This window comes from Nonomuraea dietziae (assembly GCF_014195505.1).
Lineage (GTDB): Bacteria > Actinomycetota > Actinomycetes > Streptosporangiales > Streptosporangiaceae > Nonomuraea > Nonomuraea roseola.
Map to the genome: position 1 here is coordinate 7,277,519 of NZ_JACIBV010000001.1, position 21,755 is coordinate 7,299,273.

At 70.1% G+C, this 21,755-nt stretch carries 21 protein-coding genes; 11 read left to right on the forward strand and 10 right to left on the reverse strand.

The window, feature by feature from the left end; translation table 11 throughout:
- Window positions 1-38: 38 nt before the first annotated feature.
- Window positions 39-416, reverse strand: a complete 378-nt coding sequence (locus tag FHR33_RS34755; RefSeq protein ID WP_183656924.1) for a DUF8711 family protein — start codon at window positions 414-416, stop codon at window positions 39-41.
- A 139-nt stretch (window positions 417-555) separates the two neighbouring features.
- On the opposite strand from FHR33_RS34755, the gene FHR33_RS34760 reads away from it, so the two are divergent.
- A complete protein-coding gene (locus FHR33_RS34760) occupies window positions 556-1,878 on the forward strand; it encodes an APC family permease (RefSeq protein ID WP_246452279.1) in 1,323 nt (440 codons plus the stop codon).
- A gap of 18 nt (window positions 1,879-1,896) precedes the next feature.
- Here FHR33_RS34760 and FHR33_RS34765 read toward each other — a convergent pair whose 3' ends face one another.
- On the reverse strand, window positions 1,897-2,490 hold the full coding sequence (locus FHR33_RS34765) for a DUF1707 SHOCT-like domain-containing protein (RefSeq protein ID WP_246452280.1): 594 nt from the start codon (window positions 2,488-2,490) through the stop codon (window positions 1,897-1,899).
- Between the two features lie 204 nt (window positions 2,491-2,694).
- On the opposite strand from FHR33_RS34765, the gene FHR33_RS34770 reads away from it, so the two are divergent.
- Window positions 2,695-3,609: an anti-sigma factor RsbA family regulatory protein gene (locus FHR33_RS34770; protein WP_183656930.1), complete on the forward strand. Its 915-nt coding sequence runs from the start codon at window positions 2,695-2,697 to the stop codon at window positions 3,607-3,609.
- 146 nt (window positions 3,610-3,755) lie between these two features.
- Here the strand turns inward: FHR33_RS34770 and FHR33_RS34775 are convergent, their stop codons facing one another.
- Genes FHR33_RS34775 through FHR33_RS34785 form a run of 3 tightly spaced genes read right to left on the reverse strand, consistent with a single transcriptional unit; the run spans window position 3,756 to window position 6,074 of the window.
- The gene (locus FHR33_RS34775) at window positions 3,756-4,871 is read right to left on the reverse strand and encodes a sensor histidine kinase (RefSeq protein ID WP_183656934.1); all 1,116 of its coding nucleotides are present in this window, start codon (window positions 4,869-4,871) and stop codon (window positions 3,756-3,758) included.
- 55 nt (window positions 4,872-4,926) lie between these two features.
- Window positions 4,927-5,862 (reverse strand): aldo/keto reductase, encoded by a 936-nt coding sequence (locus FHR33_RS34780; protein ID WP_183656937.1) that lies wholly within the window; start codon window positions 5,860-5,862, stop codon window positions 4,927-4,929.
- Window positions 5,859-6,074 carry a MerR family transcriptional regulator gene (locus FHR33_RS34785; protein WP_183656940.1) on the reverse strand — a complete coding sequence of 72 codons (216 nt, stop codon included), beginning with the start codon at window positions 6,072-6,074 and terminating at the stop codon, window positions 5,859-5,861. Before FHR33_RS34785 ends, FHR33_RS34780 begins: the two co-directional genes overlap by 4 nt.
- Window positions 6,075-6,288: 214 nt before the next feature.
- Here FHR33_RS34785 and FHR33_RS34790 point away from each other — a divergent pair, with 214 nt between their 5' ends.
- On the forward strand, window positions 6,289-6,975 hold the full coding sequence (locus FHR33_RS34790; protein ID WP_183656943.1) for a DUF998 domain-containing protein: 687 nt from the start codon (window positions 6,289-6,291) through the stop codon (window positions 6,973-6,975).
- Between the two features lie 57 nt (window positions 6,976-7,032).
- Window positions 7,033-7,947: an IS982 family transposase gene (locus FHR33_RS34795; protein WP_183643426.1), complete on the forward strand. Its 915-nt coding sequence runs from the start codon at window positions 7,033-7,035 to the stop codon at window positions 7,945-7,947.
- Between the two features lie 39 nt (window positions 7,948-7,986).
- Here the strand turns inward: FHR33_RS34795 and FHR33_RS34800 are convergent, their stop codons facing one another.
- On the reverse strand, window positions 7,987-8,352 hold the full coding sequence (locus tag FHR33_RS34800) for a hypothetical protein (protein WP_183656946.1): 366 nt from the start codon (window positions 8,350-8,352) through the stop codon (window positions 7,987-7,989).
- 101 nt (window positions 8,353-8,453) lie between these two features.
- Between FHR33_RS34800 and FHR33_RS34805 the strand changes: the two genes are divergently transcribed.
- Window positions 8,454-8,933: a universal stress protein gene (locus FHR33_RS34805; RefSeq protein ID WP_183656949.1), complete on the forward strand. Its 480-nt coding sequence runs from the start codon at window positions 8,454-8,456 to the stop codon at window positions 8,931-8,933.
- Between the two features lie 94 nt (window positions 8,934-9,027).
- Window positions 9,028-10,284 carry an APC family permease gene (locus FHR33_RS34810; RefSeq protein WP_183656952.1) on the forward strand — a complete coding sequence of 419 codons (1,257 nt, stop codon included), beginning with the start codon at window positions 9,028-9,030 and terminating at the stop codon, window positions 10,282-10,284.
- Window positions 10,285-10,342: 58 nt separating this feature from the next.
- Here FHR33_RS34810 and FHR33_RS50840 read toward each other — a convergent pair whose 3' ends face one another.
- On the reverse strand, window positions 10,343-12,598 hold the full coding sequence (locus FHR33_RS50840; RefSeq protein WP_183656955.1) for a glycoside hydrolase family 6 protein: 2,256 nt from the start codon (window positions 12,596-12,598) through the stop codon (window positions 10,343-10,345).
- 232 nt (window positions 12,599-12,830) lie between these two features.
- On the opposite strand from FHR33_RS50840, the gene FHR33_RS34820 reads away from it, so the two are divergent.
- Genes FHR33_RS34820 through FHR33_RS34835 form a run of 4 tightly spaced genes read left to right on the forward strand, consistent with a single transcriptional unit; the run spans window position 12,831 to window position 16,557 of the window.
- Window positions 12,831-14,216: a methionine--tRNA ligase gene (locus FHR33_RS34820; RefSeq protein WP_183656958.1), complete on the forward strand. Its 1,386-nt coding sequence runs from the start codon at window positions 12,831-12,833 to the stop codon at window positions 14,214-14,216.
- A gap of 43 nt (window positions 14,217-14,259) precedes the next feature.
- Entirely contained in the window at window positions 14,260-15,237 is a 978-nt protein-coding gene (locus FHR33_RS34825) for a phosphotriesterase family protein (protein ID WP_183656962.1), read from the forward strand.
- A 42-nt stretch (window positions 15,238-15,279) separates the two neighbouring features.
- Complete coding sequence (locus FHR33_RS34830) at window positions 15,280-15,666, forward strand: STAS domain-containing protein (RefSeq protein ID WP_183656965.1); 387 nt, start codon at window positions 15,280-15,282, stop codon at window positions 15,664-15,666.
- A gap of 9 nt (window positions 15,667-15,675) precedes the next feature.
- Window positions 15,676-16,557, forward strand: coding sequence for a sigma-70 family RNA polymerase sigma factor (locus FHR33_RS34835; protein ID WP_183656968.1), 882 nt, complete (start codon window positions 15,676-15,678; stop codon window positions 16,555-16,557).
- Window positions 16,558-16,587: 30 nt separating this feature from the next.
- Here the strand turns inward: FHR33_RS34835 and FHR33_RS34840 are convergent, their stop codons facing one another.
- A complete protein-coding gene (locus tag FHR33_RS34840) occupies window positions 16,588-16,917 on the reverse strand; it encodes a hypothetical protein (protein ID WP_183656970.1) in 330 nt (109 codons plus the stop codon).
- Between FHR33_RS34840 and FHR33_RS34845 the strand changes: the two genes are divergently transcribed.
- A complete protein-coding gene (locus FHR33_RS34845) occupies window positions 16,910-17,155 on the forward strand; it encodes a hypothetical protein (protein WP_183656973.1) in 246 nt (81 codons plus the stop codon). The two genes, FHR33_RS34840 and FHR33_RS34845, sit on opposite strands and share 8 nt — an antisense overlap.
- Window positions 17,156-17,381: 226 nt before the next feature.
- Here FHR33_RS34845 and FHR33_RS34850 read toward each other — a convergent pair whose 3' ends face one another.
- Both FHR33_RS34850 and FHR33_RS34855 read right to left on the reverse strand, forming a co-directional pair.
- Window positions 17,382-18,602: a hypothetical protein gene (locus tag FHR33_RS34850; RefSeq protein ID WP_183656976.1), complete on the reverse strand. Its 1,221-nt coding sequence runs from the start codon at window positions 18,600-18,602 to the stop codon at window positions 17,382-17,384.
- A gap of 175 nt (window positions 18,603-18,777) precedes the next feature.
- A complete protein-coding gene (locus FHR33_RS34855; RefSeq protein ID WP_183656979.1) occupies window positions 18,778-21,378 on the reverse strand; it encodes a Tex family protein in 2,601 nt (866 codons plus the stop codon).
- Between the last annotated feature and the right edge of the window lie 377 nt (window positions 21,379-21,755).

Sequence of the window (21,755 nt, forward strand, 5' to 3'; positions counted from 1 at the left end):
GCTGCCCCCCGCAGGCGGTGCGGCGACCGGGAAGTCAATCAGGAGCAGGCGCTCTGGATCTTGGTCGAGAAGCTCTGCACCTTCGTCATGGCGTCCGCGCTCGTGGCGTCGCTCTTGAGCGACTCGAACAGACCCGCCGCCTCGTTGAGGGCCTCGGCGAGCTCGCCGTCGTACTTGCCGGCGAGCGTCTTGAGCTTGTCGGAGGCCTCCTGGGCGGACTTCGCCATGGCCTTCTGCATCTCATCGGGGTTGGTGCCGATGTTGGTCATGCCCTTGGAGTACTCGGTCATGATCTTGGTGGCCTCGTTGTTGGCCTCGACGCAGTTGGCGGCGTTGCCGACCGCGCCGCAGGCGGTGAGGCCGGTGAGGGTCAGCGTGGCCGCGGAGATCGTGATGGCCCGCTTGAGGAAACGCATTCTGGTGCCCTTCGTTGGATGTCTAGCAGAAGGGACATTATGGAGCCCTACTTGATGTTCACTTACATCCCGCTTACATCATCGCCCCCACGTCGGGTAGGGGCCGGGTATGACTGTGGGTCAGGGACATCAGCCCGGCTTGAAGCGGGTCATCGGCCGCAAGGTGCTGCTGCTCTTCGTGGTGGGGGACATCCTCGGCGCGGGGATCTACGCGCTGGTCGGCAAGGTGGCGGGCCACGTCGGCGGGGCCCTGTGGCTGCCGTTCCTCGTCGCGTTCGTGCTGGCCGCCCTCACCGCCACCGCCTACGCGGAGCTGGTCGGCAAGTATCCCCAGGCGGCGGGCGCCGCCCTCTACGCCAACAAGGCCTTCCGCATCCCGTTCGTGACCTTCATCGTGGCCTTCTCGGTCATGATGAGCGGCATCACGTCAGCCAGCGCCGCCGCGAGGGCGTTCGGCGGCAGGTACCTGGCCGAGTTCGTCACGCTGCCGGTGATCGTGGGCGCGTTCCTCTTCCTCGGCCTGGTCACGCTGGTGAACTTCGCCGGCATCTCCGAGTCGGTGAAGGTCAACGTCGTCCTGACGATCATCGAGGCGTTCGGCCTGCTGGTGATCATCGCGATCGGGGTCTACGCGCTGCTCGCCGGTGACGGCGATCCCGGGAGGGCGCTGGAGTTCCATCCGGCCCACGGGGCGTTCCTCGGCGTGCTGGGCGGCACCGCGCTCGCCTTCTACGCGCTGCTCGGCTTCGAGGACTCGGTCAACCTCGCCGAGGAGGCGAGAGATCCGCAGAAGGACTACCCCCGCGCGCTGTTCGGCGGTCTCGTGGCGGCGGCGCTGATCTACATGGCGGTCGCCTTCACCGCCACCATGCTGGTCGACACCAGGACCCTCGTCGCCTCGACGGGACCGCTGCTCGAGGTGGTCAAGGTGGCGGGGTTCGCCTTCCCTCCCAAGCTGTTCGCCCTGATCGCCTTGCTCGCCGTCGGCAACACGGCGCTGATCAACATGCTGATGGCCTCAAGGCTGGTCTACGGCATGGCGCGCCAGCGCATCATCCCGTCCTTCTTCGGCGCGGTCCATCCCACCAGGGCCACGCCCTGGGTGGCGATCGTCTTCACGGTGGGCATCGCCGCGGTGCTGGTCGCCACCGGCGACGTCGGGCCGCTGGCCGACACGACCGTGCTCCTGCTGCTGCTGGTGTTCGCGCTGGTCAACGTCTGCGTGCTGCTGCTGCGCAAGGACCGCGTCGAGCACGCGCACTTCGTCGCGCCGACCTGGATGCCCGCGCTGGGCGCGGTGGTCTGCCTGTTCTTGGCGCTGCCCGTCACGGGCAGGTCGGGCGACGTCTACCTGCGGGCGGCGGTCCTGGTCGGCATCGGCGTCGTGCTCTGGTTCGTCAACAGGTTCTTCGTGGGCAGGATCGACGAGATCGACGTCACCAAGATCAACCCGCCCGGCTGAGCCGGTGCCGAGCGGGCATCACGTCTCGCTGCTCCACCACTGGGCCACCGAGCGCCTCGGGTAGCGGATCCTCAGCTCGCCGTACTTGATGTGTCCGGTGACGCGCACGTGCAGCAGACCAGGCCGAGGGCGGGCGGGGACGGACACCTTGACCTCGCCGCCCCATCCCGCCTGGTAGCCGTCCACGTTGGCGGTCGCGCCCTCCGGCAGGACGACCTTCGCGGAGCCGTACTTCAGGTCGAAGTCGAGGTCCACGACGGGATGGGCGACGCTCGCCTGCGAGAGGTCGAGGGCGGCGTTGCCGTACTTGGAGACGATTCTGAGCCGTTGGGGCACCAGCCAGTCGCCCGAGCGGCTCACGTCACCCGTCTTCGACTCCAGCACCACCTCCTCGGCCGGGTGAGCGGGCACGACGACGGGGACGATGGCGCCGGCGCCGGGCAGGTCGGACAGCAGCTCGGTGAGGTCGCCGTAGGTCTTGGACCCGAAGACGAGCTCAAGGCGTTCGTCCAGTTCCACCGGGGTGATACGGCCTTCGGCGAAGGCCTTCTGGAGCTGTTGCGCGGCCCGTTCGCGGTCGGCGTCGGACACGCGCATGCGGTGATCGGTCATGGGGGGCTCAAAGGTCATGGGGACTCAGAAAGGGAGGGGCCTGCCGGAGGGAGTGCGCAGGTCGAGGGGGAGGGGACGGCGGGGCAGCCGCGGACGGGGGACCAGCTGGAGCTTCTTCACCTAGTGGAATCCTTCCAGTGGGACGTACCTATGTAATACCCGATGATCAGGCGTAACTCACCCGGTGGAGGTAACCTGACTTTTATGGCGTTCGTGCATCCGGCGCTCTTCTACGAGAACGAGGCGGAGTATCTGTCGGGCACCGTGCCCTTCATCCGCGACGGACTCGAGGCTGGGGAGCCGGTGGCCGTGTCGGTTCCTGCGCCCAATCTCGAATTGATCAAGCACGAGCTGGGCGAGGCCGCCGAGCTCGTGAAGATGCTGGACATGACCGTCGTCGGCCGCAATCCCGGCAGGATCATCCCCGGCGTGCTGCGCGACTTCGCCGACCGCTTCCCCGACCGGCACGTGCGCATCATCGGCGAGCCGATCTGGGCCGGGCGCAGCGAGACGGAGTACCCGGCCTGCGCCCAGCACGAGGCGCTGATCAACCTGGCCTTCGCCGGGCGCAGGGTCACGATCCTGTGTCCCTACGACACCAAACGCCTCGAGCCCCTCGTGCTCGACGACGCGGCGCTCACCCACCCGGTCATCCAGGACGCCACGGGGGAGCGTCGCAGCCCTGTCTACTCCCCCTCGCGGGTCATCGACGGCTACAACCGGCCGCTTCCTGAGCCGAAGGACGCGGCCGTGCTCCGCTTCGACCACCGCAACCTGGCCCAGGTGCGCCATCTGGCCAACGAGTGGGCGATGGCCGCGGGTCTCAGCGGCACCCGCCTCGACGACGTCCAGCTGGCCGTCTCCGAACTCGGCGCCAACAGCCTCGACCACGGCGGGGGCTCGGGCACGCTGCGGCTCTGGCGCGAGGAGGGGCGCCTGGTCTGCGAGGTCAGCGACGCGGGGCACATCACCGACCCGCTCGTGGGCCGCTCACCCGTCGACCCCCGTACGGCGGGCTCGCGCGGCCTGCTGATCGTCAACCTGCTCAGCGACCTGGTGCGCATCCACACCGGCGAGGGCTCGACCGTGGTGCGCGCCTACTTCGACACGCCGGGCTGAGCCGGTCACACCCGCGCGTGAGGCGGTCGCGATGCGGGCACGGGCGACGGACGAGGCGCGGTGCTGCTGAGCGCGCCGGCCCTTCGGGGGCGATCCCGCTGGGCGCGCGGTGGTGGTGGCCGGCCTGGTGGCGGCCTCGATGCTGATCAGGCGGGAAGTGTCGCCCGCACGATGAAGCCGCCGCCCGGACGGGGATGGGCGTCGAGCCGGCCGTCGAACAGCGCCACCCGCTCGCGCATGCCGATCAGCCCGTGGCCGAGGCCGTGGCGCTCGGGTGTGGCGTGGCCAGGAGCGGGGCCCTCGTCGGCGATCTCCAGGGACAGCTCCCTGTGCCGGTGCGTGACCGTGACCGTCACCCTGGTCGGGCCCGCGTGCTTGAGCGCGTTGGTCAGCGCCTCCTGGATGATCCGGTAGGCCGACAGCTCCAGGCCAGCCGACAGCGGCGCGGGCTCGCCCCGCACGTCGAGCTTCACGTCGAGGCCGGCCACGCGCACCTGCTCGACCAGCTCCTCCAGCCGGGCCAGGCCGGGCTGCGGCGCCTTGGCCGCCGCCTCGGGGCCCGACCTCAGCACGCCGAGCATCCTGCGCAGCTCGTGGACGGCCGCGCGGCCCGACTCCTCGACGACCGTGAGCGCCTCGCGCTCGCGCGCCTGCTCCTCCTCCAGGCGGCGGCGGACCGCTCCCGACTGCATGACCATCACACTGACGCTGTGGGCGACGATGTCGTGCAGTTCGCGGGCGATCCTGTTGCGCTCCTCGTTGACCGCCTCCCTGGCCAGCAGGGCCCCGCGCTCCTGCGCCTGGGCGGCCACCACCCTGTAGCGCTGGACGGCGAGGCCCGCCCCGCCCGCGACGGTGGCCATCACCAGGGCGATCGCGATGTCGCCAGGACCCACGGGGCCGGTGTCGGTGAAGACGATTAGGCCGATGAAGCCGAGCGCGAGCGCCAGACCCGCGGGGGTACGGCGGTCGCGCAGCGGCACCTCGGCCATCAGCGTGAACAGCAGCAGCAGCTCCACGTAGAGCTGCCAGGCGCCGAGTGTCTCCTTCGACAGCGGGATCGCCGGGCCGCCGACCAGGGTGTAGACGGCCAGCGTGGTGAACGGTGCGCGCCGCCTGAACGCGACCAGGACCGCGCTGGCCAGCGCGAGCCCGGCCCACAGCCAGGGGTCGGCGCGCTCGGGCTCGCCGGTGCGTCCGCCGATCTCCTCTGCCAGCGAGAACAGGGCCACGATCGCGGCGATCGCCCAGTCGAGCCTCATGGTTTTCGACTGTAGAGCGTCGTCGCCCGGCGAAGAATCACCCGCTAGATGGACATCACTTCTCCACCGACGACATGTCGGGATAGCGGGCGCCCTGCACCGAGTCGGCCACCGTCGAGAGCGCGGCGAGCTGGTCGGCGGTGAGCGTGATGGAGGCGGCGGCGGCGTTCTCCTCCAGGTACTTCAGCCGCTTGGTGCCGGGAATCGGGATGATGTCCTCGCCCTGCGCCAGGAGCCAGGCCAGCGAGAGCTGGGCGGGGGTGCAGCCGACCTCGGTGGCGATGGCCTTGACCTGCTCGACCAGCTTCGCGTTGTGCTCGCCCGCCTCGCCCGAGGTCCTCGGCAGGTGCTTGCGGAAGTCGTCGTCGGGCAGCTGGTCGGCCGGCGGCAGCGCGCCGCTGAGCAGGCCGCGGCTGATAGGGGAGTAGGCGACCAGCTTCACGCCGAGCTCGCGGGCGGCGGGCAGGATCTCCTGCTCGATGCCCCTGGTGAACAGGGAGTACTCGCTCTGCAGGGCGTGGATCGGGTGCGTGGCGTGCGCCCTGCGCAGGGTGTCGGCGGTCACCTCCGACAGGCCGAGGTGACGGACCTTGCCCTGCTCGACCAGCTCGGCCATGGCGCCGACCGACTCCTCGATCGGCACGTCGGGGTTGCGGCGGTGCATGTAGTAGAGATCGATGTGGTCGACGCCGAGGCGCTGGAGCGAGGCGTCGCAGGCCTGGCGGATGTAGGCGGGGCTGTTGTCGATGCTGCGGGCGCCGCCGTCCCGCCTGATGCCGAACTTGGTGCCGAGGAACACCTCGTCGCGGCGGCCCTTGATGGCGCGGCCGACCAGCTGTTCGTTGTGCCCCTTGCCGTACATGTCGGCCGTGTCGAGAAAAGTCACGTCAAGGTCAAGTGCGCGGTGGATGACGGCGATCGACTCGTTCTCGTCGGCCGCGCCGTAGAACTCGGACATGCCCATGCAGCCGAGCCCGATCCTGGAGGTCATGACGTCTCCTTGCGAAGGTTGATCCTGTAGTCCAGGACCCCGAGGTCCTGGGAGAGCTCGGCGATCCTGGCGGTCACGCGCACGCGGTGGGCCTCGAGCATCCGCCGGCGCTCTCCGGTGTGCGGGCCCCTGCCTGAGCAGGCCGGCGTAGCGGCACCTGTCCGCGATCGGCATGCCGGTCCCGACCTGCGCGCGGCCTCCTGGATCGTCATGCCCACAGCCTCGCCCTTAGAGCGCGCTCGAAGTCAAATCATGACCGCTGACTGGAGGAACCCTGAGGGGGCCTGCCCTACCAGGGTCGTTCTTCGCGCAGGTCATCAGGGTGAGGCCGGGGATCTTCCTACCAAGGTCGTAGGGGTAGGTTCAGGGGCCGCGTGGGGCCGATCTCCGATACTGCGAAACGCCGTATCACGCGAGCTTGGAACCATGAAGGGTTTGCTCATCGGAGGATTCACGACGCTCGGCACCGGCACGGGCGCCATGCTCACGCTACAGACGCAGGCGGGGCTCGACCCGCTGCACACCTTGATCAGTGAGTACGCCTTCCATCCGATCGGGTGGCTGCTTCCCGCCTCGCTCACCCTCTTCGCGGTGGGCGCGGTATTCATCGCCGAAGGGCTGCGCAGGTCGGGCGCGGGGCGGATGGCGGTGTCGCTGGTGGCGGTCTGGGGGGTGTGCATGCTGCTGCTCGGCCTCTTCCCGACCGACAGGCCAGGTCTCGACCTGTCGATGTCGGGCGCGATCCACCGCTACGCCGGATTCGTCGCCTTCCTCGTGATGCCCGTCGCAGGGCTGCTGCTGGTCAGGGCGAAGGCGAACTACGCGCGGGCCATGAAGGCGCTCAGCGGCATCGCGCTTGGAGCGCTGGTCCTGGTCGTGATCCCCTACGTGGTGCGGATGGCCGGAGTCCCGCTCGACAACGCCGACATCCCCGCCGGTCTCACCCAGCGGCTGGTGGTGGTCTCCGAGGTCGGCCTGCTCCTGCTGCTCGCCCTCCACCTCGTACGGCTCCCGCACGCCGCGGGCCAACGTACGCCCAGGGTGGTCTCCGTCCAGCACGCCGCCGCCGTGGCGCCCGTCCCCGCGAGGACGTCACGGTCGCTGGCCGCCTAGATGAATGAGTCCAAGGCGTAGCTGCGGAGATAGGGCGAGGGCGCCCACCCTCAGTTTGTGACGACCAAGTTGGACACCCTCGCAACCGCACTGTATGTGAAGGTCGATGATCTACTGAAGGCCTCGCCAGGCCTGGCCCCGTGGCGGCCGAAGACAGGTATCGGGCCCACGCTCAGCGACGCCGAACTGGTGACCTTGGCGGTCATGTCAGCGTTGCTGGGCTTCGTCTCCGAACGACGCTGGCTGCGCTATGCCCACGCCGAACTGGGCGGGATGTTCCCTTACCTGCCCGGACAGTCGGGGTACGGCAAACGGCTACGGAAGGCATCGGGGCTGGTCCTGCACATCATCAGGATGTTGGCCGCCGACACCACGCTGTGGAGCGACGATGTGTGGGTCGTCGACTCCACCCCGGTGGAGTGCGGCCGCTCCCGCGATACCGCTCGGCGCAGTGACCTGGCCGGGTGGGCCGAGTACGGCTACTGCGCCAGTCACTCCCGCTATTTCTGGGGGCTGCGGTTACATCTGCTGTGCACCCTGGGCGGGCTGCCGGTGATGTTCGCCCTCACCGGCGCCAAGGCCGATGAGCGCCACACCCTGCTCGGGATGCTCGATGCCGCTCCCGAGGTGGTGGCCGGCCATCCGGGCCAGTCGATCATCGCCGACCGGCAGTACTACGGGCGGGACTTCGAGCACGCGCTGACCGAGCGTGATCTGCGCCTGCTGCGACCGGCCCGCCAGGGCGAAAGCGAGCGGGCCGGAGCGCGGCTGTTCAAACCGCTACGCCAGACCATCGAATCGATCAACCAAACCTTCAAGGGCCAGCTCGACCTGGAACGCCACGGGGGCCGGACCCCAGCCGGCGTCCTCATCCGCGTGCTGTCCAGGATCCTCGCGCTGACCACCGTGATCTGGCACAACGACAAGACCAGCCAGCCGATCAAACGATCCCTGATCGCCTACGACCACTGAACGTGACCATACGCCTTGGACTCATTCGTCTAGGCGGGCTCATCGCTCCCAGGGCGGTGTCTCATCCAGCTTCGCGTAGTACTTGGCGAGGTGGGCCTTGACCCGGTCCACCTCGCCTTTCGGGATCTTCACCCCTCCTCTGGCGCCCTGCAGCACCCCGCCCGCGGCCATGATCGCCCGGGGGACGGCCTTGAGCGTGCCGCCGATCACGTCGGCGATCGGCAGCTTGTAGGCGCCGAACTCGTCGGCCTCGTCACCGTCGTACCAGAGGTGCGCCCTGCGGTAGTCGGCGTTGGGACTGTCTTCGGCCTTCGCCCACGCGCGGACGCGTTTGTCGGCCTCGGCCGCGTCCCACTCCCTGTCGCGGTCGGCGAGAGGCAGGTCCTGGAACTGTGTCACGGTCATGCTCCTTGCCCTACCCGTCGGCCGATCCCGAAACGACCAAGGGCGTGAAACGCCCGGGGCGGGATAGAGGTGAAGGCGAGGCCGACTTAAGGGAGACCGAAATGACGATTTTGGTGGCGTACGACGGTTCTGACGACTCCAAGGCGGCGATCACCTACGCCGGTCACCTGCTCAGGGGACAGCAGGCGGTGGTGCTGAGCGTGTGGGAGCGGCTGGCGCTGGCCTCGATCAGGGGCTCGGCGGGGTTGATCGCGCCCGTCGACACCACCGCGGAGGACGAGGCGATAGAGGCGGCGACGAAGGAGCTGGCCGAGCAGGGGGCGCGCCTGGCACGGGAGGCGGGGCTCGAGGCCACGGCGCGCTGGGAGCCCGACTCCATGGCCGTCTGGTCGACGATCGTGGACGTCGCGGGGGAGATCGACGCCTCCCTGATCGTGACCGGCACCCGAGGGCTGGGCGGGGTGCGGTCGCTGCTGCTGGGGAGCACCTCCGACAGGGTGCTGCACCACGCCGGACGCCCGGTTCTGATCGTGCCGTCCAAGGAGGACGCGCAAGCGGGGGACGGCACGGCGACAGCGTGAGCGTGCACCCCGCGTACCCGGCCTGAGTTCCCCCCGTCCCTGTAGGGCACAGTGACACCTGCGGGTGTGGCGCCCGCGTACGGGAGGGGGTGCGATGGTGCCGAAGCTGGCGCGGCGGCTGGGCACGGCCGACGCCGTCGTCGTGGGGCTGAGCGCGATGATCGGCGCGGGCGTGTTCGCCGCCTTCGCGCCCGCCGCCTCCGCGGCGGGGCGATGGCTGCCCGCCGCGCTCGCCCTGGCCGCGGTCGTCGCCTTCTGCAACGCGACCTCCTCCGCCAGGCTGGCCGCTCTCTACCCCGACTCCGGCGGCACCTACGTGTACGGCAGGCGGCGGCTCGGCCCGTTCTGGGGCTACCTGGCGGGCTGGGGCTTCGTGGTCGGCAAGACGGCCTCCTGCGCGGCGATGGCCCTCACCTTCGGCGCCTACGTCGCGCCCGATCTGGCCAGGCCGCTCGCGGTGGGCGCGGTGGTGGCGCTGACCGTGCTCAACCTCTTCGGCGTGCAGCGGTCGGCGCTGGCGGCCAGGCTGATCGTGGCGTTCGTTCTCGCGGTGCTGGCGGCGGTGGTGGCCGCGGGGCTGCTCGGCGGCCCGGCGCTTTCGGCGCCCTCCGCACCCCTTCTCGCGCAGGCCGACACCCCATGGGACGTGCTGCAGGGGGCGGGCCTGCTGTTCTTCGCCTTCGCCGGCTACGCCCGCATCGCCACGCTCGGCGAGGAGGTGCGCGACCCGCGTCGCACGATTCCGCTGGCGATCCTCCTCGCGCTCGGCGTCACGTTCGTCGTCTACGTCCTGGTCGCGCTGGCCGCGCTGCGGGTGCTCGGCCCCGCGCGGCTCGGCCTGTCGCAGGCGCCGCTGGTGGACACCGTGACCTGGGCGGGAGCGGCATGGCTGGCTCCTGTCGTGAAGGCGGGAGCGGCGGTGGCTGCGCTCGGCGCGCTGCTCGCGCTGATCCTCGGGGTGTCGAGGACGACGTTCGCGATGGCCAGGGAGCGCGACCTGCCGAGCCTCCTCGACGCGGTGCATCCGGTCCGGAAGGTGCCGCACAGGGCGGAGCTGGCGGTGGGGGTGGCCGTCGTCGCGCTGGTGCTGGTGGCCGACCTCAGGGGAGCCATCGGGTTCTCGTCGTTCGGCGTGCTGGTCTACTACGCGGTCGCCAACGCCTGCGCCTTCACGTTGACCTCGCAGGAGGGCGCGCCGCCGAGGGCCGTCCCCGTGGTGGGGCTGCTCCTCTGCGCCGTGCTGGCCTTCACGCTGCCCATGGAGTCGGTGGTCGCGGGGATGGCCGTGTTCGCGCTCGGGGCGGGCGTGTGGGCGTTGAGAAGGCGCCGCAGGGGATCTCCGGCGGCCTGACGACGGGCCGCGCCCCGGAGGTGGGGGCTCCGGGGCGCAGCGGGTGAGGTGGAGATGGTCACAGGGCGGGGTAGGCGTTCTCGACCAGCATGCGGAACTGCGCAGGGAACCAGCCGCCCGCGTGGGGGGCGTTGTCGAGCGCGCCGGTCGGGGCGTTGTTCCGGGAGCCGGTGAACTCCGGGTCGCACATGGGGTCGTGCTGCTTGCCCTCCTCGTTCGGCCCGCCGGGGGTGGGTTCGCTGATGCCGTCGGACTCACCGGGCGGCTTGACCCAGACGTAGGCGTCGATGCCCGCGGCGGGAGCGGCGGTCGGACGGGCGCCGATGCCGGCTCCGGACTGGTTGCACCAGTTGCCGCGGTGCAGGCGGCGGTCGACGCGCGAGCCGTTGACGTAGGTGTTCAGATCGGTGGAGGTGCTGGCCGCCGTGGGACGGCCCGCGCCGCCCCAGCCGTTGCGCGAGGTGTCGACGAGCATGCCCAGGTCCGTGGAGAAGCCCTTGGCGACGAACGCGGAGCGCAGGGCGGTGGCGTAGTCGACCTCGTCGAAGTAGGGGTTCCACTCGTAGTACTTGGCCGACTTGATCGGCTGGCCGCCGACGTTGAGGTCGGGGTTGGGCAGGTAGGGCTCCTCGGTCGGGGTGTAGTTGGCGGTGTTGGTGATGAAGCCGTCGACGCTGTCGAACTTGGCGGTGGTGCGGTTGGCGACGCTCGTCATCAGGTCGACGGTCGGGCCGAAGTTGCTGCTCCAGCCGAGCCAGCCCGAGTGCGCGATGTCGACGTAGGTGTAGACGTTCCTGATCGCGTGGAGCCGGTCGAGGGCGTAGATCACGCCCTGCTCGTAGGCGCCGGTGCTCTTGGCCTCGGCGCACTTGGGGTAGCTGAGGTTGGTGATCAGGTTCGGCAGGGAGTCGGGCTCGATGATCGTGACGATGCGCAGCGAGGCGTACTTCGGGTCCCTGAGAATGGCCGCGATGGGATCGATGTAGAGCGTCTTGTACTTGTTCAGACCGTCATTGGCGATCGACAGCTCACCGTTGGAGGCCAGCGCCGAGCAGTCGCGGTTGGGCAGGTCGTAGATCACGATCTGGATGGCGACGGGCGTGCTGCCGCTCTGCTGGGCCAGGGCGGCGTCGAGGTGGCCGCGCAGGCCGCGGCCCGCGGTGATGGCGCCGATGCGGTCCATCCACACGGCGGTGGAGTAGCCGGCGACCTTGCGCATCGCGGTGCCGAGCGCGCCGCCCGTGGCGTCGGCCAGGTCGGTGACCTGCTCGGCGTAGTCGGGGTTGATGTAGCCCTTCGCGCCGTCGTAGGGGTTGGCGACGTGCTCGCCCGTCGGCGGGGCGCCGTCGTTGTCCACCTCGGTCGCGCTCACCTTGGCCGCGGTGTGACCGGGAGCTGTCAGGCCGAACTCGGCGCTGCCGTCGGTCTGGTCGGCGTCCTCGGCCGCCCTGATGGTGAGCGGCTGGGCGGTGTCCCAGGTAGAGGGGGTGAAGGTCAGTGTGGCGGGGGTGGCGCTCAGGTCGGCGTCGCCCGTGCGGGCCGCGGTGACGGTGACGTCGGCCGAGGGTGCGCTGGTGAGCTTGACGCTGACGGGGCTCTGGCCGCCCTCCTGGACGCTGACCGTGCCGGGGCTGACGGAGATGGCGGGGGTACCGGAGGCGGTGACCGAGATCGCCGTGGCGGCCGAGGTTTTGGTGGCCCCCGCGGTGTCCGTGGCCCTGGCGGTCAGCTGGTAGGCGCCGGCGGCGACGTTCGACCAGGTGGCGGTGTAGGGCGCGGTGGTGTCCTCGCCGAGCTTGGTCGTGCCGTTGAAGAACTCGACCTTGGCGACCGCCCCTGTGGCCTCGGCCTCCAGCGCGACGGTGGCCGGCGCGGTGAACGTGGCGCCGGCCGCCGGCTTGGTCAGGCTCACGGCCAGCGGCTGGGAGACACCGCCCGTGCAGGCCGTGCCGTTCAGGGTGAAGACGGTGGGCTTGGCGTTGGCGCCGGTGTGGTCGGCGTTGAACCCGATGCTGACCGACTGCCCCGACGCCAGCGCCTTGTTCCAGTCGAGGGCGGCGGCGGTGACGTTCGCGCCCGACTGCTGCCAGGTGGCGCTCCAGCCGTTGGTGATCTTCTGGTTGCCCGGGAAGGCGAAGCCGAGCTGCCATCCGTTCACGGGGTCGCCCAGGTTGGTGATCTTGACGCTGGCGGTGAAGCCTGTGGACCAGTCGGTGGTCGAGTACTCGACCGCGCAGGACACGGCCGCGTGGGACGGCAGGGCGGGCAGGAAGGCCGCCAACCCGACCGCGGCCGCCAGAGCGATGCGTTTCATGGGGTCTCCAAGGGAGTGGGAGCGCTCCCAAAAGACTCCGGAACGAGCCGAGCGCCTGTCAACACGGGCTCACTCCGGTGCAGCACGGCGGTGAAAGTTTCAGATCGCGGCTATGCTGAGCGACATGACGACGCGGCGAATGACGGCCCCCTAGGGGCTCGCCGACGTCTTCTTCCGAGGCCCTGCTCATCCGGGGCCTCTTCGCATGTCCGGGGCCCCTGTGGAGGTTCCGATGTACATCACGACCACCATCCCCTACGTCAACGCTCGTCCCCATCTCGGGTTCGCGCTGGAGATCGTCCAGGCCGACGTGCTGGCCAGGCACTACCGCAGGCGCGAGCCCGTGCGCTTCCAGACCGGCACCGACGACAACTCGCTGAAGAACGTGCTGGCCGCGCAGGCGGCGGGCGTGCCGGTGCAGGAGTTCGTCGACCGCAACGCCAGAGCCTTCGAGGAGCTGCGCGAACCCCTGGCGCTCTCCTTCGACTCCTTCGTCCGCACCAGCCGCGACCCCGCGCACCGGCAGGGCGTCGAGCGGCTGTGGCGGGCCACCGCGCACGACGTCTACCAGCGCCACTACTCCGGCCTGTACTGCGTCGGCTGCGAGCAGTTCTCCACCGAGGACAGCTGTCCTGAACACGGCGGCCCGCTGCAGGTGGTCGAGGAGAAGAACTGGTTCTTCCGCCTGTCCCGCTACCAGGACCGGCTCAGAGAGCTCATCGCGGACGGCCGCCTGCGCGTGGAGCCCGCCGCCAGGAGGAACGAGATCCTGGCCTTCATCGAGGCGGGGCTCGAGGACATCAGCATCTCCCGCTCGCAGGAGCGGGCGAGGGGCTGGGGCATCCCCGTGCCCGGCGACCCCTCGCAGGTCGTCTACGTCTGGTGGGACGCCCTGGCCAACTACGTCACCGCCCTGGACGACTACGAGCGCTGGTGGGCGCGAGGACGGAAGATCCACCTGGTCGGCAAGGGCGTCATCCGCTTCCACGCCGTCTACTGGCCGGCGATGCTGCTGTCGGCCGGTGAGCCGCTGCCCACGGAGATCTACGTCCACGACTACCTGACCGTCGAGGGCCGCAAGATCTCCAAGTCCTCGGGCTCCGCGGTCGACCCCGTCGAACTGGCCGCCCGCTACGGGAGCGACGCCGTGCGGTGGTGGCTGCTGCGCGAGGTGCCGCGCGTCGGCGACGCCGACTTCACCGAGGGACGGCTGGCGGCCAGGCACGACGAGGACCTGGCCAACGGCCTCGGCAACCTGGTCAAGCGGGTCGTCACCATGGTCCACAGGTTCCGTGGGGGCCACGTGCCCGACGTGCCCGCCGAACCGCTCGTGCCCGACGTCGAGGAGCGGGTCCACGCGGCGCTGGAGGCCTTCGACTTCCGCGCGGCCGCGTCGGCGGTGTGGTCGATCGTGGAGGAGGCCAACAGGTACATCGAGAGGGAGCGGCCGTGGCGGCAGGCCGATCCTGACGTGGCGCTGGCGACACTGGTGCAGGCGTGCAGGACGCTCGCCGTACAGCTGGAGGTCTTCCTGCCCGAGGCGGCGGCGAGGGTGGCGGCGCAGGTGGAGGGGGCGCGCCTGCCCGAGCCCTCGCCATTGTTCCCGAGGATCGTTTGACGTAGGTTGGCGCGAACAGACCAGCCGGTATGGGAGGTTGCGCATGCCCACCGTTCCCACCGTCCGCGGGCAGGTCGACGTCGGCGACCTCGGCCAGACCCTGATGCACGAGCACATCTTCGCGCTGTCGACCGAGCACAGGGACAACTACGGCGACGGGGACTGGTGGGACGAGGAGTTCAGGGTCGCCGACGCCATCGGCAAGCTCAAGGCGGTGGCCGCGAAGGGTGTGCGGACGATCGTCGACCCGACCGTCTGGGGGCTCGGGCGATACATCCCGCGCATCCAGCGCATCGCCGACGAGGTGCCCGAGCTCAACATCATCGTCGCGACCGGCCTGTACTTCTACGACCTGCCGCCCCACCCCTACAAGCACCGCGGGCCAGGGCTGCTCATGGACATGCCCGACCCCATGATCGACGACATGGTCCGCGACCTCACTCGGGGCATCTCCGACACGGGAGTCAAGGCCGCCTTCATCAAGTGCGTGGTGGACGAGCGGGGGCTGACCGAGGGCGTCGAGCGGATGTGCAGAGCCGCCGCCCAGGCCCACGTGCGGACCGGCGCGCCGATCACCGTCCACACCGACGCCCCGTCGCAGTCGGGACTGCCGGCGCTCGACCTGTTCGCCAAGGAGGGCGTCGACCTGCGCAAGGTCGTCGTCGGTCACGCCGGCGACAGCAACGACCTCGACTACCTCCGCAGGCTCGCCGACACCGGCGCGATCCTCGGGATGGACAGGTTCGGGCTCGACATGTACAACCCGACCGAGCAACGCGTCGCCACGATCGCCGCGCTGTGCGAGCTGGGCTACGCCGACAGGATGGTGCTGAGCCACGACACCGCCTGCTTCATGGACTATTTCGGCGGACAGTGGGACGAAGGTGTTCCTCTGGTGGCTCCGAACTGGCGTTATGACCACATCCACGATGACGTTCTGCCTGCGCTGCGCGCTTCCGGTGTAACAGATGCGCATCTGGAACAGCTCCTGGTTACCAACCCCGCCCGCTACTTCTCGTAAAGTAGCGGGATCTGACAGTGCTACACGGGTAGGTGGAGCTGGGTGACTGCGGAGCAGGCCTTGTCGATCAGCCTCGGACTGCAAGGTCCCTGCGTCATCGCGAGGCTCACGGGAGAGTTCGACTTCGGATCGGCTGCCGAGGTGCGTGATCGGGTCACCAAGGCGCTCGACCTCAGTCTGCCCCCGATGATCATTATCGACATGCAGGCGGTGAGCGTCTGCGACTCCTCGGGCCTGTCCGTGCTGGTCTACCTGCACAAGGCGGTGACCGCCTCGGGCGGACGGCTGCTGGTGTCCGGTCTGAACGGGCGGTGCAAGCACCTGTTCGCCATCACCGCACTCGACAGGTTCTTCGAGATCAGGCCCACTGCCGAACTGGCCATCGCCGAACTGAGTGAATCGGGGCATTCTCCGCCGTTTGTGGGGTAGTCGGGCGGCATGGCGGACCTGTTGGGTGACTACCTCAAGGAGATCGGCAGGGTCCCGCTGCTCACCGCTGAGGAGGAGGTCGAGCTCTCCAGGCGGGTCGAAGCGGGCCTGTACGCGCGGCATCTGCTCGCCCATGGCGACGACCGGCACGTGCTGCGCGTCGTCGCCATGGAGGGTGAGCAGGCCAAGGACCGGCTGATCCGCGCCAACCTGCGCCTGGTCGTCGCCGCGGCCAAGCGCTACGCGCACAGGGGGCTTCCCCTGCTCGACGTGATCCAGGAGGGCAACCTCGGGCTGATCCGAGCGGTGGAGAAGTTCGACTACCGGCGCGGGTACAAGTTCTCCACCTACGGCATGTGGTGGATCAGGCAGGCGATCGAGCGCGGCATCAACGACAAGAGCAGGACCGTCAGGCTGCCCGTGCACGTGGCGGAGGAGGTCTCGAGGCTGTCCAGGATCGCCAGGAGGCTCGCGTCGGACCTGGGCAGGGAGCCGTCGGAGGAGGAGCTGGCCGGATCGGCCGGCCGTACGGTGGAGCAGGTCGCCGGGTTGCGCAGGCTGGCGAGGGAGACGATCAGCCTCGACACCCCCGTCGGGGAGAACGGCGAGGCGAGCGTCGGTGACCTGATCGCCGACGAGGACCTGCTGCAGGTGCAGGAGCTGATGGAGCTGCGGGCGCTGTCGGCGGAGCTGCGCGAGCTGGTGCGGTCGCTGCCGCAGCGCGAGGCGTTCATCATCAGATGCAGGTACGGCCTGGTCGACGGCAAGGTCATGACTTATCAGGAAATCGCCGACATTCTGGGACTGACCAGGGAGCGCATCAGGCAGCTGGAGAAGCAGGCGCTGCGACGGCTCAGAGAGGGCGGGCCGCTCCTGGCCTGGGCGTCCTAGCCACGTTTGACAGGCGGGCCGGTATAGCGGTTAATCGTCGCGTCTGTTCGTCCGGGAATCTGGGGGTTTGATGTTAAGAAGTATCGCTGTCCTGACCGCGGCCGCGTCGGTGGTGTTCGTCGCACCCGGCGTGGCCTCTGCGTCTTCGGGGGCGGTGACCAGGACGGTCACCGCTCCGGCTGCGGCGCGGGTTCCGGTGTCCGCTGCGCCGGTGTCGTCGTCGGCGGCACTGGCCGGATCGGCGTCGTCGGCCGCTTCGGCTTCGTCAGGTTCTTCGGCGTCGTCGGCTCGCCCGAAGCTGCTGCGCGGTAAGCCGTACTTCGGGCGTTGCAGGAGCACGTGCAGGGTCAACGTGCGCATCAAGAACGTCTCCCGGCAGACTGTCTACAGCGTCAGGCTCACCGCCAAGCTGAAGGTCAACGGCAGGAGCGTCGGCAGCTGCAGCGACTGGGTCGGCACGATGCGGGCCGGCAAGGTGCGGGTCGCCTCGTGCACCGTCAGGACGGGCAAGCTCGCGGGAATGTGGCGCGACCGCTATGACTACGGACGCTGGTACGTCAGGGCGCACACCTCCGTGCGCTACCTCTACTACCGCTGACCCCACCGGGCGGGAAACGCCGAAAGCCCACGGACGGCTCCTGCGGGAGCCGTCACGCGGGCTGGTACCACGAGCCTTCGATCAGGCAGTGATCATGAGGGCGAGGCCGATGAGGACCACGATCGGGACCACCCACACGACAGCCTCGGCCGCGAACTCCTTGTACATGGTGTGCTCTCCCTCAATGGGCCGCAGATAAGGTCATTGCGCAGCATAGCGGCCGCGGTCAGTCCTGCGGCCCCTGGTGGCGCAGCTCGGCCAGCCTGAGCCGCTTGGCGAGGCTGAAGCGCAACTCGTCGGCCATCGCCTGCGGCAGGTCGCGGGAGTCGGCCTCGACGCGCTGGAGCACCTCGGGACGATCACCCAGATGGCGTGTCCATGCCCGCAGGACCTGCGGCATCGCGCTGACGGCCGCGTCGCTGAGTATGGCCTCCCTCGGCAGCCACGAGGTGAGGAACTGCGTGACTCTGGCCGGACTCCACCACGAAGGACGATCGCCGACGAACTCCACAAGTGTGGCGAACGCCTCATTCGCGCCGGGCAGGTCGGGCAGACCGGCGAAGCTCGTCACGGTGTCGTCGGGGGCGTGCCGGAGAGGGTGCTCGACGGCCCTGGCTCTGGCAAGCACGATCGCGCGGGCCGCCGGCAGCGTGTCGGCGACGGGGGCGCCCATGACGGCGTCGGTGAGGTCGAAGGCGTCGAGGATGCGCCCGGCCACCAGTGCGGGGTCGGCGGGACGGACGTCGAGGTCGTCGAGGAACTTGGGCTCCTCGATCACGGCGTCGACCGTGAAGCCGCCGTGGGCCTGGTCGATGGCCACGACGGCCAGGTGGGGCTCCTTGCCGTTGGGGTAGACGAAGGAGAGGATCGCCAGGGCCTGCTCGCCATGGAGGTCGGCCATGCCGTACCAGGCCCCCTCCACCCGAGCCCGCCCCATCAACCCCATCCACGCCTCCCCGCCTGCACCCTGGGCGTCGACACGACCTCCGGTTCCTGTGGAATCTTCGGGTCCGATGGGACCTTCGGTTCCTGCGGTGCCCCCGGCTCGCGTAGAACCTCCGGTTGCCGCGTGATCCTCGGCTCCTGTGGGCTGCTCGGCTCCTACGGAACCCTCGGCTTTCGTGGGAGTTCCGGCTCCCGTCGTTTCCCCGGTCTCGGGACGGCCCTCGGGCTTCTCCGCAGGATGTTCGGTGGTGTCGGCCTCGTCCTGGGGTTCGGGGGCCGAGGGGGACAGGGCGGCGAGTGCGGTCAGCAGGAGGCGCGCCTCGCGGGTGCGGTCCTTGGTCGCGCGGATAACGAGCGGCTCGGCCGTCCCCTCTGGTCCTGAGGCGGCGGCCAGCCTGCTCGCCCAGAGCTCGGCCCGCAACGGTGATCGCCACCTGAGCAGGTCACGTGCCTGGCGTACGGCTTCGCGGTAGAGGTCGCTGGTGTTGTCCTTGGCACCCACCCCATGACCGTACCCAGTAGACGGGCCGTCAGCGGCCCCCGTCCGCTCGCCGCTGAACACACCCTCGGCCAGGCCCACCCCTCAGCGGGCTGGTGAAGGTCCGGTCAGGGCTGCGGCGAGCAGGGGCCCTGGAAGGTGGGCGCCGCCTGACAGGATCGGCGGCGCCCATCGGTCGTCAGTGGTCGTCGCCCGCCAGGCCGGCCTTGCGCAGAGCCTCCGCCAGCGCGCCCGTCGGGGCGGGGCGGCCCTGGCGGCGCTGTCCGCCGCCCTGGCGGCCGCCGTCACCCCTGCCGCCACCGTTCCCACGGCCGCCGTCGGACCTGCCGCCGTCAGAGCGACCACCGTCAGAGCGGCCGCCCTCACCGCGTCCGCCGCCGGAGCGGGTGTCTGCCTGACGGCCGTCGCCGGAGCGCCCGCCGCCCGTACGCCCGTCGCCCGAACGGCCGCCGGTCCGTCCATCCCCGGAGCGGCCACCGCCCGAACGTCCGTCGCCGGGACGGCCGCCGCCGGAGCGCCCGCCGTCCGCACGGCTCTCGCCGGGACCTCGAGCCCCGCGCTCACCGCCACCGGCGCCTGAGCCGGTGGCACCGCCGGCGCCTCTGCCCTGGCGGGGACGGCCGTCGCCGCCCTGCGTGGCCTCATCCTCAAGCCGCAGCGTCAGCGAGATGCGCTTGCGGGGGATGTCGACCTCGAGGACCTTCACCTTGACGATGTCGCCTGGCTTCACCACGTCGCGCGGGTCCTTGACGAACGTGCGCGACATGGCCGACACGTGCACCAGCCCGTCCTGGTGGACGCCGACGTCCACGAACGCCCCGAAGGCCGCGACGTTCGTCACCACGCCCTCGAGGATCATGCCCGAGGCCAGGTCGGAGAGCTTCTCCACGCCCTCCTTGAACGTCGCCGTCTTGAAGGCGGGACGCGGGTCGCGTCCGGGCTTCTCCAGCTCGCCCAGGATGTCGGTCACCGTCGGCAGGCCGAAGGTGTCGTCGACGAAGTCGGCGGGCCTGAGCGAGCGCAGCGTCGCGGTGTTGCCGATGAGCGACTTGAGATCGGCGCCCACCGAGCTCAGGATGCGCCGCACCACCGGGTAGGCCTCGGGGTGCACGCTGGAGGCGTCGAGCGGGTCGGCGCCGCCTGGAATGCGCAGGAAGCCCGCGCACTGCTCGAAGGCCTTGGGCCCGAGCCTCGGCACCTCCTTCAGCGCCGTGCGCGACCTGAAGGGGCCGTTGGCGTCGCGATGCTGGACGATGTTGTCGGCCAGCGTCGCCCCGATGCCCGACACGCGGGTCAGCAGCGGCGCCGAGGCGGTGTTGACGTCGACGCCGACCGCGTTTACGCAGTCTTCGACCACCGCGTCGAGCGAGCGCGACAGCTTGGTCTCGGCCAGGTCGTGCTGGTACTGCCCGACGCCGATGGACTTGGGGTCGATCTTGACGAGCTCGGCCAGCGGGTCCTGCAGGCGGCGGGCGATCGAGACCGCGCCGCGCAGCGAGACGTCGAGCTCGGGCAGCTCCTGCGAGGCGTAGGCGGAGGCCGAGTAGACCGACGCGCCCGCCTCGGACACCACGATCTTGGTCACCCCCGGCATGTGCTTGACAAGCTCGCCTGCGAGCTTGTCGGTCTCGCGGGAGGCGGTGCCGTTGCCGATGGCGATCAGCTCGACGCCGTGCTTCTGGACCAGCGCTCCGAGGACGGCCAGCGACTGGTCCCACTGCCGCTTGGGCTCGTGCGGGTAGATGGTCGCGGTGTCGACGACCTTGCCGGTGGCGTCGACGACGGCCACCTTGACGCCGGTGCGCAGGCCGGGGTCGAGGCCCATCGTGGTGCGGGTGCCCGCGGGGGCGGCGAGCAGGAGGTCGCGCAGGTTGGCGGCGAAGACCCGCACCGCCTCGTCCTCGGCCGCCTGCCACAGCCGCATGCGCAGGTCGAGGCCCAGGTGGACGAGGATGCGCGTGCGCCAGGCCCAGCGGACGGTGTCGTTCAGCCACTTGTCGGCGGGCCTGCCCTGGTCGGAGATGCCGAAGCGGGAGGCGATGCGCAGCTCGTACTCGGGACCCTCCTCGGGCTCGAGCGCGACCGAGAGGATCTCCTCCTTCTCGCCGCGGAACATCGCCAGGATCCGGTGCGAGGGCAGCTTGGTGAACGGCTCGCTGAAGTCGAAGTAGTCGGAGAACTTGGCGCCCGCCTCCTCCTTGCCCTCGCGCACGGACGAGACCGCCCTGCCGTTCGACCACATGCGCTCGCGCAGCGTGCCGATCAGGTCGGCGTCCTCGGCGAAGCGCTCGATCAGGATGGCGCGCGCGCCCTCGAGGGCGGCGGCCGCGTCGGCCAGCCCCTCGACGACGTAGGGGCCCGCGGTGGCGATCGGGTCGAGCGTCGGGTCGGCGAGCAGCGCGTCGGCCAGCGGCTCGAGACCGAGCTCGCGCGCGATCATGGCCTTGGTGCGGCGCTTCGGCTTGTAGGGGAGGTAGATGTCCTCCAGGCGGGCCTTGGTGTCGGCCGCGACGATCTGCTCCCTGAGCTCGTCGGTCAGCTTGCCCTGCGACGCGATGGACTCGAGGATCGCCGTGCGCCGCTCCTCGAGCTCACGCAGGTAGCGCAGCCGTTCCTCCAGCGTGCGCAACTGCGCGTCGTCGAGCGCGCCGGTGACCTCCTTGCGGTAGCGCGCGATGAAGGGCACGGTCGCGCCGCCGTCGAGCAGGTCGACCGCCGCCTGCACCTGCCCGTCGCGTACGCCCAGCTCTTCCGCGATCCGCTGGTGAATAGAGAGCACTGATTCGCCTTTCGATGGTCCGCCGCTCAATTCTGCCGGACCGGGGGATGATGTTCTTCCTGTCTGCCGGGTGGTCGCTGTGTCTCCTCCTGTACGGCAAGCCCGTCCGGCGCCTCCGCCGGCCGCGTGGTGCCGTCCGCCGAGGGCGCGCGCCCAGCAGAACTTCGGTTCCCGCCGTCACGGCGAGCCTGAACCCGAAACCCTAAACCCAGGCACCGACGTTTTCGCCCCGGCCCCACGGGGCGGCCGAGGAAAGGCCAGGCCGAGGTCGGCCGGGGGGAGCCTCGCGGGGCCGGCTGGAGGTGAGGGCCGGGACAAGGTCGGCTGGGGGGAGCGGTCGGGCGGGGTCGGGCGTGGGGGCGTGCCGCCGCCGGGGT

What these genes read in the sequence shown, in the direction of transcription:
- FHR33_RS34800 (WP_183656946.1), bottom strand. Translation starts at nt 8,352, where the DNA reads ATGACCGTGACACAGTTCCAGGACCTGCCTCTCGCCGACCGCGACAGG.
- FHR33_RS34825 (WP_183656962.1), top strand. Translation starts at nt 14,260, where the DNA reads ATGCCCACCGTTCCCACCGTCCGCGGGCAGGTCGACGTCGGCGACCTC.
- FHR33_RS34775 (WP_183656934.1), bottom strand. Translation starts at nt 4,871, where the DNA reads ATGAGGCTCGACTGGGCGATCGCCGCGATCGTGGCCCTGTTCTCGCTG.
- FHR33_RS34805 (WP_183656949.1), top strand. Translation starts at nt 8,454, where the DNA reads ATGACGATTTTGGTGGCGTACGACGGTTCTGACGACTCCAAGGCGGCG.
- FHR33_RS34765 (WP_246452280.1), bottom strand. Translation starts at nt 2,490, where the DNA reads ATGACCGATCACCGCATGCGCGTGTCCGACGCCGACCGCGAACGGGCC.
- FHR33_RS34755 (WP_183656924.1), bottom strand. Translation starts at nt 416, where the DNA reads ATGCGTTTCCTCAAGCGGGCCATCACGATCTCCGCGGCCACGCTGACC.
- FHR33_RS34785 (WP_183656940.1), bottom strand. Translation starts at nt 6,074, where the DNA reads ATGACGATCCAGGAGGCCGCGCGCAGGTCGGGACCGGCATGCCGATCG.
- FHR33_RS34810 (WP_183656952.1), top strand. Translation starts at nt 9,028, where the DNA reads ATGGTGCCGAAGCTGGCGCGGCGGCTGGGCACGGCCGACGCCGTCGTC.
- FHR33_RS34770 (WP_183656930.1), top strand. Translation starts at nt 2,695, where the DNA reads ATGGCGTTCGTGCATCCGGCGCTCTTCTACGAGAACGAGGCGGAGTAT.
- FHR33_RS34780 (WP_183656937.1), bottom strand. Translation starts at nt 5,862, where the DNA reads ATGACCTCCAGGATCGGGCTCGGCTGCATGGGCATGTCCGAGTTCTAC.
- FHR33_RS34835 (WP_183656968.1), top strand. Translation starts at nt 15,676, where the DNA reads ATGGCGGACCTGTTGGGTGACTACCTCAAGGAGATCGGCAGGGTCCCG.
- FHR33_RS34820 (WP_183656958.1), top strand. Translation starts at nt 12,831, where the DNA reads ATGTACATCACGACCACCATCCCCTACGTCAACGCTCGTCCCCATCTC.
- FHR33_RS34790 (WP_183656943.1), top strand. Translation starts at nt 6,289, where the DNA reads ATGAAGGGTTTGCTCATCGGAGGATTCACGACGCTCGGCACCGGCACG.
- FHR33_RS50840 (WP_183656955.1), bottom strand. Translation starts at nt 12,598, where the DNA reads ATGAAACGCATCGCTCTGGCGGCCGCGGTCGGGTTGGCGGCCTTCCTG.
- FHR33_RS34840 (WP_183656970.1), bottom strand. Translation starts at nt 16,917, where the DNA reads ATGCGCACGTTGACCCTGCACGTGCTCCTGCAACGCCCGAAGTACGGC.